The sequence below is a fragment of the Arthrobacter sp. B055-34 genome, from assembly GCF_059090425.1.
The window spans coordinates 118,931-135,944 of sequence record NZ_JBNHFQ010000004.1 but is presented as its reverse complement, the minus strand read 5'-3'; the positions used below and the strand labels follow the sequence as shown (position 1 = coordinate 135,944).

At 64.4% G+C, this 17,014-nt stretch carries 12 protein-coding genes; 2 read left to right on the top strand and 10 right to left on the bottom strand.

Features of this window, described 5'->3' with window-relative positions:
• Nucleotides 1-6: 6 nt before the first annotated feature.
• The 8 genes from AC5RWO_RS09120 to rpoB all read right to left on the bottom strand — a co-directional run bounded on the left by AC5RWO_RS09120 (nt 7) and on the right by rpoB (nt 13,528).
• Nucleotides 7-801 (bottom strand): alpha/beta fold hydrolase, encoded by a 795-nt coding sequence (locus tag AC5RWO_RS09120; RefSeq protein ID WP_498731096.1) that lies wholly within the window; start codon nt 799-801, stop codon nt 7-9.
• Nucleotides 798-2,222 (bottom strand): lyase family protein, encoded by a 1,425-nt coding sequence (locus AC5RWO_RS09115; RefSeq protein WP_498731095.1) that lies wholly within the window; start codon nt 2,220-2,222, stop codon nt 798-800. The genes AC5RWO_RS09120 and AC5RWO_RS09115 overlap by 4 nt, the downstream gene beginning before the upstream one ends.
• Before the next feature lie 6 nt (nt 2,223-2,228).
• A complete protein-coding gene (pcaG, locus tag AC5RWO_RS09110) occupies nt 2,229-2,801 on the bottom strand; it encodes a protocatechuate 3,4-dioxygenase subunit alpha (protein WP_498731094.1) in 573 nt (190 codons plus the stop codon).
• Nucleotides 2,801-3,646, bottom strand: a complete 846-nt coding sequence (gene pcaH, locus AC5RWO_RS09105) for a protocatechuate 3,4-dioxygenase subunit beta (RefSeq protein WP_498731093.1) — start codon at nt 3,644-3,646, stop codon at nt 2,801-2,803. Before pcaH ends, pcaG begins: the two co-directional genes overlap by 1 nt.
• Nucleotides 3,647-3,683: 37 nt before the next feature.
• Nucleotides 3,684-4,874 carry a 4-hydroxybenzoate 3-monooxygenase gene (locus tag AC5RWO_RS09100; protein ID WP_498731092.1) on the bottom strand — a complete coding sequence of 397 codons (1,191 nt, stop codon included), beginning with the start codon at nt 4,872-4,874 and terminating at the stop codon, nt 3,684-3,686.
• Nucleotides 4,875-4,978: 104 nt separating this feature from the next.
• The gene (locus tag AC5RWO_RS09095; RefSeq protein WP_498731091.1) at nt 4,979-5,734 is read right to left on the bottom strand and encodes an IclR family transcriptional regulator; all 756 of its coding nucleotides are present in this window, start codon (nt 5,732-5,734) and stop codon (nt 4,979-4,981) included.
• Between the two features lie 267 nt (nt 5,735-6,001).
• Nucleotides 6,002-9,895, bottom strand: a complete 3,894-nt coding sequence (locus AC5RWO_RS09090; protein WP_498731090.1) for a DNA-directed RNA polymerase subunit beta' — start codon at nt 9,893-9,895, stop codon at nt 6,002-6,004.
• Between the two features lie 114 nt (nt 9,896-10,009).
• Nucleotides 10,010-13,528 carry a DNA-directed RNA polymerase subunit beta gene (gene rpoB / locus AC5RWO_RS09085; RefSeq protein ID WP_498731089.1) on the bottom strand — a complete coding sequence of 1,173 codons (3,519 nt, stop codon included), beginning with the start codon at nt 13,526-13,528 and terminating at the stop codon, nt 10,010-10,012.
• 515 nt (nt 13,529-14,043) lie between these two features.
• On the opposite strand from rpoB, the gene AC5RWO_RS09080 reads away from it, so the two are divergent.
• Nucleotides 14,044-15,243: an acetyl-CoA C-acetyltransferase gene (locus tag AC5RWO_RS09080; RefSeq protein WP_498731088.1), complete on the top strand. Its 1,200-nt coding sequence runs from the start codon at nt 14,044-14,046 to the stop codon at nt 15,241-15,243.
• A 3-nt stretch (nt 15,244-15,246) separates the two neighbouring features.
• Nucleotides 15,247-15,726: an aminoacyl-tRNA deacylase gene (locus AC5RWO_RS09075; RefSeq protein WP_498731087.1), complete on the top strand. Its 480-nt coding sequence runs from the start codon at nt 15,247-15,249 to the stop codon at nt 15,724-15,726.
• Between the two features lie 76 nt (nt 15,727-15,802).
• Here AC5RWO_RS09075 and rplL read toward each other — a convergent pair whose 3' ends face one another.
• Together rplL and rplJ are read right to left on the bottom strand one after the other, a co-directional pair.
• Nucleotides 15,803-16,180, bottom strand: coding sequence for a 50S ribosomal protein L7/L12 (gene rplL / locus AC5RWO_RS09070; RefSeq protein ID WP_498731086.1), 378 nt, complete (start codon nt 16,178-16,180; stop codon nt 15,803-15,805).
• A gap of 74 nt (nt 16,181-16,254) precedes the next feature.
• Nucleotides 16,255-16,857: a 50S ribosomal protein L10 gene (rplJ, locus tag AC5RWO_RS09065; RefSeq protein ID WP_074701262.1), complete on the bottom strand. Its 603-nt coding sequence runs from the start codon at nt 16,855-16,857 to the stop codon at nt 16,255-16,257.
• Nucleotides 16,858-17,014 lie beyond the last annotated feature (157 nt).

The window sequence follows — 17,014 nt, the reverse complement described above, 5'->3', positions numbered from 1 at the left end:
TTGGTGCTAGCCGGCGAGGAAGAATTCGCGCAGCAGCTTGGCCGTTTCCTCCGGCGCCTCCAGCGGCGCCTGGTGGGCTGCCGAATCGACGACGGCGGCGCGTCCGTTGCGTACGCCGGCCGCCGTGGCTTCGGCGAAGGGCGGCGGGCAGACCTCGTCCTGGCCGCCGGCAATCGCCAGCACCGGGGTGGAGATTTCGCCGAGCTGCCCGCGCACGTCGAAGCCGGCCAGCGCCTCGCAGCAGTGCGCGTAGGCAAAGCGGTCCGCGTCCTGCAGGGTGTGCAGCAGGCGGGTGCTGGCCTCCGCGTTCTTCTCGATGAAGCCCGGGGCGAACCAGCGCTGCGCCGATCCGGTCACCATGGTCGGCGTCCCGGACGCCCGGACGGTCTCCGCGCGGTCCAGCCAGGACTGCGGTTCGCCGATCTTGGCGCCCGAGCAGATGACGCCGATGCCGGCGAAGAACTCCGGGTAGTCCAGGCCGAGCTGCAGCCCCAGGGCGCCGCCCAGCGAGACGCCGGCGTAATAGATCTTCTGGTCCGCGGCGATGTCGCCGGCCGCGCGCAGCTTCTCCACCGCATTGACGACGCCGGAGGCGAGCTCGGCCACGGTGAAGGTTTCGGTGGAGGCGGGGCTGGCACCGTGGCCGGGCAGGTCCACGCCGACTACCTGGAAGTCATCCAGGAACGGCACGGCGTCGATCCACAGGGCTTTGGTGCCCGTGCCCAGGCCGGCGCCGGCGATCAGGACCGGCTTGCCGCGGCCCTCGGACAGCAGCGTGGGGGTGATCTGGGGAATGGTCATGCTTGGCTCCAATCTGAAAAATGTTCAATGATCCGGGTGATCAGTTCGTCGCTTTGGCCCAGGTAGGCGGCCGGGTCCAGCAGCGCCTGCAGATCCGCATCCGGCAGCTTGTCCTCCGGCACGGCACCGCGCAGCAGCTGCACGAACGGTGTTCCGCCGGAGAGGGACTCGTTGACCAGCGCCTGTACCTTGGGCTTGCCTGATCCGGGCACGCCCTCGTCCAGCAGCGGGGCGACGGTGGCCATGATCTTCTCGCTGACGACCAGCGGACCGGTGATGGCCAGGTTGTCCTGCATCCGGTCCGCGTGCACCACCAGGCCGTCCGCGAGTTCGGCCAGCTTGGCGGCCGCTCCCCCGGCCAGGCGCAGCAGCTGGCGCAGGGCCTGCCACTCCACATGCCAGGAACCATCCGGCCGTTCGTCGATGGCTCCCGCCGCGGCGGCCTGGACCTGGGCCAGGTGGCCCGGTGCGGCCAGGGCTGCACTGCGGATCAGGACGGAGAGCACCGGGTTCTGCTTCTGTGGCATGGCCGAGGAAACCCCGCGCCCTTCCGCCCGAGGTTCGGAGAGTTCGCCGAATTCGGGGCGGCTGAGCAGCAGCACGTCGTTGGCCACTTTGCCCGAAGCGGCGAGCACATCGGCCAGGGCTGCGGCCAGCGCGGTGACCGGCAGCCGGTTGGTCTGCCACGGCGCCACCGGATCGGCCAGCCCCAGACGTTCGGCGAGCTGCGCCGCCAAAGCCAGCGCCCCGCCGTCGTTGTTTGCGGTTTTGTTTTGGGGACCTTTGGCGGCCACGGAGGTCAGCGCCGCCATGGTTCCGGCAGCGCCGCCCCACTGCAGCGGCAGCCTGCCGGCCACCTCGGACAGCTGCACACCGGCCTGTCCGATGCCGGAGAGCCAGTTCGCGGCCTTGAGCCCGAATGTGCTCGGCAGCGAGTGCTGCGTCAGTGTGCGGGCCACCGTGACCGTGCCGCGGTGCGTATCGGCCAGCCGCGCCAGCGCCGAAGCGGCGGCCTTCAGGTCCGCGAGAATCACGTCGAGGGTGCGGTTGGCCATCAGCAGCAGGGCGCTGTCCAGGATGTCCTGGCTGGTGGCGCCCTTGTGGATCGCCGCCGCGGCCGCAGGCGAGGACTCCTTCACCCGTGCGCGCAGGTCGCCGAGCAGCGGGATGACGGGGTTGCCGCCGCCCTGGGCGCGTTCGGCCAGCGACGCCGCATCGTATTGCTCGGCGGTGCAGGCCGCTTCGACCGCGTGGATGAGTCCGGCGTCGATATAGCCCGCATCGGCGAGGACGCGGACCCACTCGAGTTCGACGTCGAGCATGGCCTGGATGAATTGGTAATCGCTGGTTAAACGGGATGCTGCTGTCCCGGCCGTAGCCGGGGACAGCAGCCCGAAATCAGCGTTATCCGCTGGATTCATGTGTAGTTATGCTCCCGGGTAGCTCAGGAAGACCGTCTCGTTTTCACCCTGCAGGCGGATGTCGAAATACAGGTCTCCGTTGGCCTCACGCGTGGCGATCAGGGTCTTGCGGCGCTCCTCCGGCAGCGAAGAAAGCAGCGGATCCTTGGCCAATGCCTCGGTGTCTTCGGGCAGGTAGATGCGGGTGTGCAGCTTGTTCAGCAGGCCGCGGGCGAAAACCACCAGCGAGATGAACGGGGCTTTGCCCTCCTGGGTGGCGCCCGGGTTGACCGTGGTGAAGGTGTAGTGGCCTTCATTGTCCACCGCCACGCGGCCGAAGCCGGTGAAGGTGTGGTCATCGCGTACCAGCGAGCCGGTCTCGCGGGAAATGACACCGCTTTCGTCGGCCTGCCAGATTTCCAGCAGGGCGTCCGGGATGGGTGCGCCCTGGCCGTCGTAGACCACGCCGTGCAGCCGGATGGAGCCGGGGTGCGCGCGGTGGACCAACTGGCTGTCCTTCTCGTACGGCAGCGCATAACCGTAGAACGGGCCGATGGTCTGGCCGGGGGTTGCTACAAGCTGTGTGGAGTTCTGCGTCATTACTCTGCGTCCTCGTCTTCCATCCAGGTGCGGTTGCTGCCGGAGAGCACAATGTCCCAGGTGTAGCCGGTGGCCCACTCGTGGCTGGTGACATTGTGGTCGTAGGTGGCGACCAGGCGGTCGCGGGCCTTCTGGTCCGTGATGGACTGGTAGATCGGGTCCAGGGAGAAGAGCGGATCGCCCGGGAAGTACATCTGCGTGATCATGCGCTGGGTGAAGTCGGTGCCGAACAGCGAGAAGTGGATGTGCGCCGGGCGCCACGCGTTGTGGTGGTTCTTCCACGGGTACGGCGCCGGCTTGATGGTGGTGAACTCGTACGAGCCGTCGTCGCCGGTCAGGCAGCGGCCGACGCCGGTGAAGTTCGGATCGATCGGGGCCGGATGCTGGTCGCGCTTGTGGATGTAGCGGCCGGCGGCGTTGGCCTGCCAGATTTCCACCAGCTGGTTGCGGACCGGCCGGCCGGCGCCGTCGAGCACCTTGCCGCGGACCACAATGCGCTCACCGAGGGGCTCGCCGTTGTGCTGGATGGTCAGGTCCGCCTCCAGCGCGTGCACGTCGCGGTGGCCGAAGGCGGGCGACCACAGTTCGATGGTCTCCGGATCCGCGTGGTGCAGGTCCTTCGTGGGGTGGCGCAGCACGGAGCTGCGGTACGGGGCGAAGTCGATCCGCGGCTGCGTTTCCTCCGGCTTCCCCTCAACCTTGCCCTGCTGGTACTCATCGTGGATCTTATTGATCTGGTTGGTGATGAAGTCCTGGCTGTCAGCGGCTGCGTCGGAATCAATCACGGCGCTGTCATTTTCGATCACGTGGCTCTCGTCAAACGTCTCGTCGGTATTTGCTGTCATGGTCGCGCTCCTCTCTTAAGGTGCTTGTGGGTGGTGATTAGCTGTGCGGCCAGCCCGTGTAGGACTCGGCAAGGTACTGCTGCCCGTAGCGCGAACTGGTCACGGTCTCCAGCTCCCCGAGCGCGCGCTTGAGCGAGAACGGATCCGCGTTCGGCGAGGTGTGCAGCATGGAGGTCATCCAGTAGGAGAAGTTCTGCGCCTTCCAGACACGCTTGAGCGCCAGGTCCGAGTACCCCTGCAGCAGCGCGTCATCCTTGGTGGAGTAGAAGGAGTCGATCGCCTCGAAGAGGACCTTCACATCGGCCAGCGCGAGGTTCAGGCCCTTGGCACCCGTCGGCGGAACGGTATGGCCGGCGTCGCCGACCAGGAACATGCGTCCGTGGCTCAGCGGTTCGCGGACGAAGGAGCGGAAGCCCAGCACCGTCTTGTCGAAGATCGGGCCGGTCTTCAGCTGGAACCCGTCCGGTCCGTCCACGCGCTTCTGCAGCTCGGTCCAGATCCGGTCATCGCTCCACTGGTTGACGTCCTCGTCCGGGCTGCACTGGAAGTACATGCGCTGGACGGTCTCGCTCCGCTGGGAGATCAGCGCGAAGCCGTGCGGGGAGTTGGCGTAGATCAGTTCCGGGGCGCTCTTCGGTGCTTCGGTGAGGATGCCGAACCAGGCGAAAGGGTATTCGGTCTTGTAGTCCTGGGTGCCGGGAACGGCGCGGCGGCAGAAGCTGCGGGAGCCGTCTGCGCCCACGAGGATGTCGCAGTGGACCTCGAACGTGGCACCGTCCTTGTCGGAGAAACGGAACTTCGGGGTCTCGGTTTCCAGGTCAAACACCTCGGTGACCTCGGATTCATAACGTACGTCGCCGCCGTCGCGCTTTCGCGCCGCCGCCAGATCGACGAAAACTTCGTTCTGCGCGTAGAGGGTGACGGTGGCGTCAACCAGATCGCGGAAGTCCAGCGGGTGCGATTCGCCGTTGAACCGCAGGTCGATGCCGGCATGCTCGTCGCCCTCGGTCAGCACGCGGCCGTCCACGCCGGTATCGGTGAGGAGCTTGACCGAGCCTGCCTCAAGAATGCCTGCGCGATGGGTGTGGGTGATCGTGTCGTGGTCGCGGGATTCAACCACAATGTTCTCGACGCCGCTCTTCGCCAGCAGGTGCGAGAGCAGCAGGCCGGCCGGGCCGCCGCCGACAATCCCGACCTGGGTCTTGATGATCTGAGCATTGGCAGCCATAGAGAATCTCCTCGAGGAATGTGGGGCACGTCTTGAACCAGTGTGACTGCGGCGACAGCGTTCCCGCGCCCCTGTTCGCATTGAATGAGAATTACGACGGGCCGTTAGTCCGGCAGTTCCCCCACCGCGCGGGCGATGCCACGGGCACCGGCCATCAGCACGGGAACGATCGCGGTCAGGTTTTCCAGGCCGAGCGGCAGCACCACGCCGATCGCGGCGATGGCCTGCCCGTGCTTGCCCAGGACGGGAACAGCCAGGCCGGTAGTGTCGGTGTCCACCCTGCCGTCGAAGGCGGCATAACCCCGCTTGCGGATGTCCGCCAGATGCCGGCGGAAGTCGAAGGAAACCGCGTCCACCACGGCGACCGCTTCGGGGTGCCGGGCGAGGTAGGACTCCTGCATATGGTTGGGCGCATAGGCCAGCAGCACCATGCCCATCGCCGTGCGGTGTACCGGCATCCGGCCGGCGATCTTGGCCTGGTTGACCACCGATCCCCTGCTCGAGAGCCGCTCGATGATCAGTACTTCATCGTCTTTGAGGACGGCCAGCTGGGTGTGCTGGCGGACCACGGACTGGATGTCCTCCATAAAAGGCATGGCCGCCTGGCGCAGGTCGACCGCCGGCGAGCTGCGGTTGGCCAGCTCCCACAGGCGCAGGCCGAGCCGAACCTCCCCGGACGGCTCCCGGCTCAGCAGTTCATGACGGGCCATTTCGTCCACCAGCCGGTAGGTGGTGGCCAGCGGCACCTCGGCACGCCGCGACAGCGTGGCCACGCTCATGGAGGACCGGGTGGCATCGAAAGCGCTGAGGATGCGAACAAACCGCTCCAGCATGGAGTCACCCGAACGCGAATTGGCCATGGCAACAGGTTCTCACAACAGCCGGTTCCCGCGGGAACGCCTGCCGGTTTGCCGGTTCTGGTGCAAGGGACGATCTCGGAGCCACGGAACGATCTCGCGTTCAAGGGCCATGGCCTGGGAGGCCCCTGGCCCCAAAACCTGGAAGCGGCTCCGCGGTTAAGCGCAGAACACCCCTTGCGCCCGTTTCCGGGTACAAGGGGTGTTCTGTTGCTACGTGCCTAGAGGGCCCCAAGGTGGCGGCATTGCCGGCACGCCCGGGTCCGGTTCCTAGCGGTAGTCGTTCCCCATGTCGTAGTCATCCAGCGGGATGGCGTGGAACTCGGGGGTCAGACCGCCGTCGACACCGGGGTAATCGAAGTCGCTGAACGCGCTCGGGCCGGTGAACAGGTTGGCCTTTGCTTCCTCAGTCGGTTCAACAGTGACGTTGTTGTAGCGGTCCAGGCCGGTACCGGCCGGGATCAGCTTACCGATGATGACGTTCTCCTTCAGACCCAGCAGCGGATCCGACTTGCCTTCCATGGCCGCCTGCGTCAGGACGCGGGTGGTCTCTTGGAAGGAAGCCGCGGACAGCCACGACTCGGTCGCCAGAGAGGCCTTGGTGATACCCATGAGCTCGTCACGGCCGTTGGCCGGGGTCTTGCCCTCGGATACCGCCTTGCGGTTCTCCTTCTGGAAGCGGCTGCGCTCTGCCAGTTCGCCCGGCAGCAGATCCGTTTCACCGGATTCGATGACGGTCACGCGGCGGAGCATCTGGCGGACGATAACCTCGACGTGCTTGTCGTGGATACCAACACCCTGGCTGCGGTACACCAGCTGGACCTCGTCTACCAGGAACTTCTGTGCCTGGCGCGGGCCGAGGATACGCAGAACCTGCTTCGGGTCGATGGCACCGACCACCAGCTGCTGGCCGACCTCGACGTGCTGGCCGTCTTCGACCAGCAGACGCGCACGGCGCAGCACCGGGTAGGCGATTTCCTCGGAGCCGTCATCCGGAGTGACGATGAGGCGCATCTGGCGCTCCCCGTCCTCGATGGTGACACGGCCGGCAACCTCGGAGATCGGAGCAACACCCTTGGGGGTACGTGCCTCGAAGAGCTCCTGGATACGCGGCAGACCCTGGGTGATATCGCCTGCGGAGGCAACACCACCGGTGTGGAAGGTACGCATGGTCAGCTGGGTACCGGGCTCACCGATGGACTGTGCCGCGATGATGCCGACGGCCTCGCCGATGTCCACGGTCTTGCCCGTGGCCAGGGAGCGGCCGTAGCACAGTGCACAGGTACCGACGGCGGACTCACAGGTGAGTACGGAGCGGACCTTGATGTCGGTGATGCCGGCCTCGAACAGCTCGCGGATGAGCACGTCGCCCACGTCGGAACCGCCCGCAGCCAGTACCTTGCCGTCGGCGTCAACGACGTCGGTGGCGAGGGTACGTGCGTAAGCCGAGTTCTCCACGTCCTCATGCAGGTGCAGCTCGCCATTGGCGTCCGCTACTGCAATCGGGGTGTTCAGTCCGCGCTCGGTACCGCAGTCCTCTTCGCGGACGATGACGTCCTGGGACACGTCCACCAGACGACGGGTCAGGTAACCCGAGTTGGCGGTACGCAGAGCGGTATCGGCAAGACCCTTACGGGCACCGTGGGTGGCGATGAAGTATTCCAGAACCGACAGGCCCTCGCGGTAGGAGGACTTGATCGGACGCGGGATGATTTCACCCTTCGGGTTAGCCACCAGACCACGGATACCGGCAATCTGGCGGACCTGCAGCCAGTTACCACGTGCACCCGAAGACACCATGCGGTTGATGGTGTTCTCCTTGGTCATGTTCTTGCGCATCGCGTCGGCAACCTCGTTGGTGGCCTTGTTCCAGATGTCGATCAGTTCCTGGCGGCGCTCGTCATCCGCAATCAGGCCCTTGCCGTACTGGGACTCAACCTTGGCAGCCTGCGCTTCGTAGCCCTCCATAATGGCGGGCTTCTCGGCCGGTGCCTCGATGTCCGAGATAGCCACGGTCACACCGGAGCGGGTAGCCCAGTAGAAACCGGCATCCTTCAGGTTGTCCAGCGTTGACGCCGTAACAACCTTCGGGTAGCGCTCGGCCAGATCGTTGACGATCGTGGAGAGCTGGCCCTTGTCCGCAACCTTCTCTACCCAGGGGTAGTCATCGGGCAGCGTCTGGTTGAAGATGACCTGGCCCAGCGATGTCTCGAGGAGCACCGGCTGGCCTTCTTCCCAACCTTCCGGAGCCGGCTGGTCGGGACTGGGCACATACCCGGTGGAGATCCGGATCTTGACCACGGAGTTCAGGTGCAGTTCCCCGGCGTCGAACGCCATGATGGCTTCGGCCGGCGAGGTGAACACGCGGCCTTCGCCTGCGGAACCTTCTCGCTTGGTCGTCAGGTGGTGCAGACCGATGATCATATCCTGCGAGGGCAGGGTGACCGGACGGCCGTCCGACGGCTTCAGGATGTTGTTCGAGGACAGCATCAGGATGCGGGCTTCAGCCTGCGCTTCGGGGCTCAGCGGCAGGTGGACTGCCATCTGGTCGCCGTCGAAGTCGGCGTTGAACGCGCCACAAACCAGCGGGTGCAGCTGGAGAGCCTTACCTTCAACGAGCTGCGGCTCGAAGGCCTGGATGCCCAGGCGGTGCAGGGTTGGTGCACGGTTCAGCAGGACGGGGTGCTCGGTGATGATCTCTTCGAGCACGTCCCAAACCTGCGGACGGTAACGCTCCACCATGCGCTTGGCGCTCTTGATGTTCTGTGCGTGGTTGAGGTCAACCAGGCGCTTCATCACGAACGGCTTGAAGAGCTCCAGCGCCATCTGCTTGGGCAGACCACACTGGTGCAGCTTCAGCTGCGGGCCGACAACAATGACCGAACGGCCGGAGTAGTCAACGCGCTTACCCAGCAGGTTCTGACGGAAACGTCCCTGCTTGCCCTTGAGCATGTCGGACAGCGACTTCAGCGGACGGTTGCCCGGTCCGGTGACCGGACGGCCGCGGCGGCCGTTGTCGAACAGCGAGTCAACAGCTTCCTGAAGCATGCGCTTTTCGTTGTTCACGATGATCTCGGGGGCACCGAGATCCAGCAGGCGCTTCAGGCGGTTGTTGCGGTTGATCACGCGGCGGTACAGGTCGTTCAGGTCCGAGGTAGCGAAACGGCCACCGTCTAGCTGGACCATCGGGCGCAGTTCCGGCGGGATCACCGGGACGGCGTCCAACACCATGCCCAGCGGGCTGTTAGTGGTGGTCAGGAACGCGTTGACAACCTTCAGGCGCTTCAGGGCACGCGTCTTGCGCTGGCCCTTGCCGTTCTTGATGGTGTCGCGCAGGGACTCTGCCTCGGCAACCATGTCGAAGGTTTCCAGGCGCTTCTTGATCGACTCGGCACCCATGGAGCCCTCGAAGTACAGACCGTAGCGGTCACGCAGTTCGCGGTACAGGCCCTCGTCACCTTCGAGGTCGGCGACCTTGAGGTTCTTGAAGCGGTCCCAGACCTGCTCGAGGCGCTCGATGTCGGCATCCGCGCGCTTGCGGACGTTGGCCATCTGGCGGTCGGCGGAGTCGCGGGCCTTCTTCTTCTCGGGTGCTTTGGCGCCTTCGCCCTCGAGACGGGCAAGCTCGTCTTCCAGGTCGCGGGCGATCGCGGCGATGTCCGAGTCGCGGGTGTCGGAGAGCTGCTTCTTCTCCAGGTCGTGTTCGGCCTGCAGGTTCGGCAGTTCTTCGTGGCGGCGCTCTTCGTCCACGCTGGTGATCATGTAGGCGGCGAAGTAGATGACCTTTTCGAGGTCCTTCGGTGCCAGGTCAAGGAGGTAGCCCAGACGGGAGGGCACGCCCTTGAAGTACCAGATGTGCGTGACAGGTGCGGCCAGTTCGATGTGGCCCATGCGCTCACGGCGGACCTTGGCGCGGGTGACCTCAACGCCACAACGCTCGCAGATGATGCCCTTGAAGCGCACGCGCTTGTACTTACCGCAGTAGCATTCCCAGTCCCGGGACGGGCCGAAGATCTTCTCGCAGAAGAGTCCGTCCTTCTCGGGCTTGAGAGTGCGGTAGTTGATGGTTTCCGGCTTCTTGACCTCGCCGTAAGACCAGTCGCGGATTTCTTCCGCGGTGGCAAGGCCAATTCGCATGAGGCCGAAGGAGGATTCGCTGGACATATGGTCCCTGTTCTCTCTTGTTCTCTAAATCTGAATGTCTTGTGTCGGGTACGGAAAGAGGTACGACGGCGGCAGCCGGCACGGGTTCCGAAGGTTCCGTGCCAGCCCGCTCATCTAGACCTCTTCGACGGAGCTGGGCTCTGCACGGGACAGATCGATACCCAGTTCCTCCGCGGCCCGGAAGACTTCTTCATCCGAGTCACGCATTTCAATCGTGGTGCCGTCGGTGGAAAGGACTTCCACGTTCAGGCACAGCGACTGCATTTCCTTGATCAAGACCTTGAAGGACTCCGGAACACCCGGTTCGGGGATGTTCTCGCCCTTGACAATGGCTTCGTAGACCTTGACGCGGCCGTGGATGTCATCGGACTTGATGGTCAGGAGTTCCTGCAGGGTGTACGCGGCACCGTAGGCTTCCAGGGCCCACACTTCCATCTCACCGAAGCGCTGGCCACCGAACTGGGCCTTACCACCCAGCGGCTGCTGGGTGATCATGGAGTACGGACCGGTGGAGCGTGCGTGGATCTTGTCGTCGACAAGGTGGTGCAGCTTCAGGATGTACATGTAGCCCACGGAGATCGGGTCCGGGAACGGCTCACCGGAGCGGCCGTCAAACAGACGCGCCTTGCCGGAGGAACCGATCAGGCGTTCGCCGTCGCGGGTCACGTTGGTCGAGTCCAGCAGGCCGGTGATCTCATGCTCGGAAGCACCGTCGAACACCGGGGTGGCAACGGTGGTGGAACCACTCTCGCGGGGCAGGTTCGGCAGGTTCTTGACCCAATCCGGATCCCCTTCGATGGTCCAGCCCTGCTTGGCGGCCCAGCCGAGGTGGATTTCCAGTACCTGGCCGACGTTCATACGGCCCGGAACACCCAGCGGGTTCAGGACGATGTCGACCGGAGTGCCGTCTTCCATGAACGGCATGTCCTCGATCGGCAGGATCTTGGAGATGACGCCCTTGTTGCCGTGGCGGCCGGCGAGCTTGTCGCCGTCGGTGATCTTACGCTTCTGTGCCACGTAGACGCGGACCAGCTGGTTCACGCCCGGGGGCAGTTCGTCGTCGTTGTCGCGCTCGAAGATGCGTACGCCGATGACCGTACCGGACTCGCCGTGCGGAACCTTCAGCGAGGTGTCGCGGACTTCGCGCGACTTCTCACCGAAGATGGCGCGCAGCAGGCGCTCTTCGGGGGTCAGCTCGGTTTCACCCTTCGGGGTCACACGGCCAACCAGGATGTCTCCTGCTTCGACCTCGGCACCGATGTGGATGATGCCGCGCTCGTCCAGCTGGGAGAGGACCTCTTCGCTCACGTTGGGGATATCGCGGGTGATTTCCTCGGCACCAAGCTTGGTGTCGCGGGCGTCAACCTCGTGCTCCTCGATGTGGATGGAGGTCAGCACGTCGTCGGAGACGATGCGCTGGCTCAGGATGATCGCATCCTCGTAGTTGTGGCCTTCCCAGGACATGAACGCAACGAGCAGGTTCTTGCCCAGAGCCAGTTCGCCCTGGTCCGTGGAGGGACCGTCGGCGATGATGCTCTTGACCTCAACCCGCTGGCCTTCAGCAACCAGCACGCGCTGGTTGTAGGCGTTGCCCTGGTTGGAGCGCGCGAACTTCATGATCGGGTAGTGCGTTTCGGTGCCGTCGTCGTTCAAGGTGGTGACCATGTCAGCCGAAACCTCGGTGACCACACCAGCCTTGGCGGCAACCACGGAGTCACCGGCGTCAACAGCGGCGTAGCGCTCCATGCCGGTACCGACCAGCGGAGCTTCCGAACGCAGCAGCGGCACAGCCTGGCGCTGCATGTTCGCACCCATGAGGGCGCGGTTGGCGTCGTCGTGCTCGAGGAACGGGATCAGGGCGGTTGCCACGGACACCATCTGGCGCGGGGAAACGTCCATGTAGTCGATCTCGGTCGGCTCGGTCAGGATCGGCTCGCCACCGCCACCGCGTTCGCGGCAGAGGACCAGCTCTTCGGAGAAGCGGTTGTCCTCGTCCAGCGGCGCGTTGGCCTGGGCGATCACGGCCTCGATCTCGTCATCCGCGGTCAGGTAGTCGATCTGGTCGGTGACCAGGCCGTCCACGACCTTGCGGTACGGGGTCTCGATGAAGCCGAAGGCGTTGATGCGGCCGTAGGAAGCCAGCGAACCGATCAGGCCGATGTTCGGGCCTTCAGGGGTTTCGATGGGGCACATACGTCCGTAGTGCGACGGGTGAACGTCACGGACTTCCATGCCTGCACGGTCACGGGACAGACCACCCGGGCCCAGTGCGGACAGACGACGCTTGTGCGTCAGGCCGGCCAGCGGGTTGTTCTGGTCCATGAACTGGGACAGCTGGGAGGTTCCGAAGAACTCCTTGATGGCTGCCACAACGGGACGGATGTTGATCAGGGTCTGCGGAGTGATGGCCTCCACGTCCTGGGTGGTCATCCGCTCGCGGACGACACGCTCCATACGGGAAAGACCGGTGCGGACCTGGTTCTCGATCAGTTCGCCGACGGCGCGGATGCGGCGGTTGCCGAAGTGGTCGATGTCGTCGACCTCGACGCGGATCTCGTGGTCCTCGCCGTCGCGCTTGCCCGAGATGGACTTCTCGCCGGCGTGCAGGGCTACGAGGAACTTGATCATGGCGACAATGTCGTCATTGTTCAGAACCGACGCGTCCGGATCATCCAGCGGCTTGTCGATGCCCAGCTTGCGGTTGATCTTGTAGCGGCCAACCTTGGCCAGATCGTAGCGCTTCGGGTTGAAGTAGAGGTTGTCCAGCAGGGACTGGGCAGCTTCCACCGTGGGCGGCTCGCCTGGACGGAGCTTGCGGTAGATATCCAGGAGTGCGTCTTCCTGGGTCTCGGTTGTGTCCTTCTCCAGCGTGGCACGGATGGAGTCGTACTCGCCGAAGGTCTCCAGGATCTGGCCTTCGGTCCAGCCGAGGGCCTTCAGCAGGACGGTGACGGACTGCTTGCGCTTGCGGTCGAGGCGTACGCCGACCTGGTCGCGCTTGTCGATCTCCAGCTCGAACCAGGCACCGCGCGACGGGATGATCTTGGCGGTGAAGATGTCCTTGTCACTGGTCTTGTCGGCGGAACGCTCGAAGTAAGCGCCCGGGGAACGGACCAGCTGGGAGACGACAACACGCTCGGTGCCGTTGATGACGAAGGTACCCTTGTCGGTCATCAGCGGGAAGTCGCCCATGAACACGGTCTGCTGCTTGATTTCGCCCGTGTTGTTGTTCATGAACTCCGCCTTGACGTACAGCGGAGCGGAATAGGTGGCGTCGCGGTCCTTGCACTCCGCCATCGTGTACTTCGGATCAGCGAACTCCGGCTCGGAGAAGCTCAGGGACATGGTGCCCTGGAAGTCCTCGATCGGGGAGATCTCTTCGAAGATGTCCGCCAGACCCGATGTGGTGGCCATGCCCTTCTGGCCTTCGGCCAGCGCCTGCTGAAGGCGGGTCTTCCAGCGCTCGTTGCCGACCAGCCAATCGAAGCTGTGGGTCTGCAGGGCGAGAAGATTGGGAACGTCCAGAGGTTCGTGAATCTTAGCGAATGAGATCCTGCGGGTGGCGCCATCGTTCGATGAAGCGTCAAGCAGGCTGTTAGCGGTGTCAGTATTAGAGGTGCTCGAGGCGACCAAGAGAGGGATCCTTCCACAGACCTTCAGGCTTGTACGCGCTTCCGCACTACCGGCATCATGAGATGCCAAGCACAACCAGACCGGATCCGCTATATGATCCAGGCCCGCCCGGATTCCTGTTAAATACAGGAAGGCGTGGCAAAGCCCACCGCTATATGAAGGCTGAAGGTTAAGAGGGAAGACGCAGATTTATACTCTACGCCACGTCCCCTAAATTGTCCAGCAGGCAGAGTATCCCCTGGCCTGTCTGCGCCGGTGAACTGCCTCCGGCGTGTCGGGCCGCGGAAGCCGAATCGTAATCTCCGGCCCCGGCCCTGCTCCCCTGCCAACGGAGCGCATTGTCTTCCGCGCGGCTCCCCTGCAGCAGCTTCCCTGCTTATCCTGCGGCGGCCATCCTGCGGAACATCTGCGGCTGTTGCCGCGTTCCACTGATTGGAAGCTTATCGAACTCCCGCGCCAGCTAACTGTAGCCTGTCGGGAACAGCTATTTCAAGGATGAAAGCGAGCACAGGACAGTGTCAGGTAATAGAAACGACGTGGTAATTCTCGGCGGCGCACGCACTCCGCAGGGCCGGCTCAACGGACAGCTGGCGGCTTTCAGCGCCGTAGAGCTCGGCAGCAAGGCCATCGCAGCGGCCCTCGAGCGCTCCGGCGTACCGGCGGAGAACGTCGACTCGGTCATCATGGGACAGGTCATCCAGGCCGGCGCCGGGCAGAATCCGGCCCGGCAGAGCGCCATCGGAGCCGGCATCGGCTGGGACGTTCCCACCGTGACCATCAACAAGGTGTGCCTCTCCGGCCTGGCGGCGATCACCGATGCGGCCCGCTTGATCCGCGCCGGCGAGGCAGAGGTAGTCGTTGCCGGCGGCCAGGAATCCATGACCAACGGACCGCATGTCCTTCCCGGTTCCCGGCAGGGCTGGACCTACGGCAACATCAACGTCGTCGACTCGGTGGCCCATGACGGACTGACCGATGCTTTCGACCACGAGTCCATGGGTGCCTCAACGGAACGGCGGAATACCGAACTAGCCATCGACCGCACCGCCCAGGACGAGGTCGCCGCGGCATCGCACCAGCGCGCCGCCGCTGCCACCGAGTCCGGTGTGTTCGATGCGGAGATCGTCCCGGTCGCGGTCCCCCAGCGCAAAGGCGATGACCTGGTGCTGACCAAAGACGAAGGTATCCGCCCGCAGACCACGGTGGAATCGCTGGCGCCGCTGAGGCCGGCCTTTGACAAGGACGGCACCATCACGGCAGGCAACTCGTCACCGCTTTCCGACGGCGCAGCCGCCGTCGTCCTGGCGACCCGCGGTTATGCCGAAGACAACGGACTTCAGTGGCTCGCCGTCGTCGGCAAACCGGGCCAGGTGGCCGGACCGGACACCTCCCTGCATTCGCAGCCGTCCAACGCCATTGCCCAGGCTTTGAAGCGCGCCGGCTGGAGCACCTCGGACCTTGACTTCATCGAAATCAACGAGGCCTTCGGTTCCGTTGCCGTGCAGTCGCTGAAGGACCTGGATTACCCGCTGGAGAAGTGCAATCTCCATGGTGGCGCCATCGCACTGGGGCACCCGATCGGAGCCTCAGGTGCGCGGCTGGCGCTGCATGCGGCCCATGAGCTCAAGCGCCGCAAGCAGGGCAAGGCTGCCGTTTCGCTGTGCGGCGGCGGAGGCCAGGGCGAGGCGCTGCTGCTGTACCGCGACGAGGAGTAGCCAGTGGCTGACATTGCTGCCGGCAAGGACAGGTTCCTGGCTAACGCGGGAGACCGCGGGCTAGACGTGGAATTGATCGCCCGTCCGGCGGCTCGGAGCCTGGTGGAGGCGGCGCAGCTGCTCGGGATCGCACCGGCTGACATCGTCAAGTCCCTCGTGGTAAAGCACAAGGACGGCACGTTCCTGTTCGCGCTGATTCCCGGGGACCGGCAGATCTCCTGGCCGAAGCTGCGCGCCTTGCTCGGAGTGAACAAGCTGTCCATGCCTGCTGCAGACGTCGCCTTCGAGGCCACCGGCTATCAGCGCGGTACCATCACGCCGCTGGGCAGCACCACGGCCTGGCCGGTCTATGCCGATTCCGCGATCGCCGGCCGGCGCATCTCCATGGGCGCCGGGGAGCACGGCTATTCGGCTTTTGTGGATTCGGATGCCCTGATCAAGGCACTGGACGCTACCGTCGCGGATATCAGCGACCCGGAATAGCACCTCGGCATTCCGCCAGAGCCGACAAAAGAGCCCCGCACCTGAGTGCGGGGCTCTTTTGGGTGTTGCGAAAAGCTTACTTGACCGTGACGGTGGCGCCGGCAGCTTCGAGAGCTTCCTTGGCCTTCTCGGCAGCTTCCTTGGTTGCACCTTCGAGAACAGCCTTCGGAGCGCTGTCGACAACGTCCTTGGCTTCCTTCAGACCCAGGGAGGTCAGGGCGCGAACTTCCTTGATCACTGCGATCTTCTTGTCGCCAGCAGCTTCGAGGATAACGTCGAATTCGGTCTGCTCTTCAGCAGCCTCAGCGGCGCCACCGGCAGCGGGGCCGGCAACGGCAACGGCAGCAGCCGTGACGTCGAAGGTCTCTTCGAAGAGCTTCACGAAGTCGGAGAGCTCGATGATGGACAGTTCCTTGAAAGCTTCAATGAGCTCTTCGTTGGTGAGCTTCGCCATGGTTGGCGTCCTTCCTATAGGTGGTGTTCAGCGCATTGGCCGCGCACCAAGAGTTGTGGATTGGGAAGAGAGTCTTACTTCTCTTCGGCAGCAGCCTCGGCCGGAGCCTCGGTTGCCTCGGCAGCGGGAGCTTCTTCAGCAGCGGGTGCTTCTGCGGCCGGAGCTTCGGCAGCAGCAGTGTCTGCCGCACCGCCGTTCTCCTCCTGCTTGACGCGCAGTGCCTCGACAGTGCGGGCCAGGGCAGCCATCGGGGCCTTGAGGACGCCGGCAACGCGTGCCAGCTGGAACTCACGGGACTCGAGTGCGGCCAGCGCTGCAACACCGGGTGCGTCCAGGGCTTTGCCCTCGAAGAAACCGGTCTTGATGACGAGCTGCGGGTTGGACTTTGCGAAATCCGTCAGGGACTTTGCGGCTGCAACAGCGTCACCCTTGATGAAGGCGATAGCAGTGGGTCCGGAGAGCTGGTCATCGAATGCATCGATGCCGGCTTCCTTGGCTGCAATGCCAGTCAGGGTGTTCTTGACGACGGAGAACTTGGTCTCCTGGCCGAGAGAAACACGCAGCTCCTTGAGCTGTGCAACGGTAAGCCCGCGGTATTCGGTTAGGACTGCAGCGTTGGATTCCTTGAAATCAGTGGTGATCTCTTCAACTGCTGCCACCTTGTTTGGCGTTGCCATAACCCTCCTTCCGGGGAATAGTGCCGGTGGTTCGGGTCGCACGCATAAAAAACGCCCCGGGCAGATGCACGGGGCTTGGCCTTCACACTACCGGCGGGACCGGAAATGGAGGATTGCTTCGTTCACCTGCGCAGGCCGTCCCAGGCATGGGACTTTC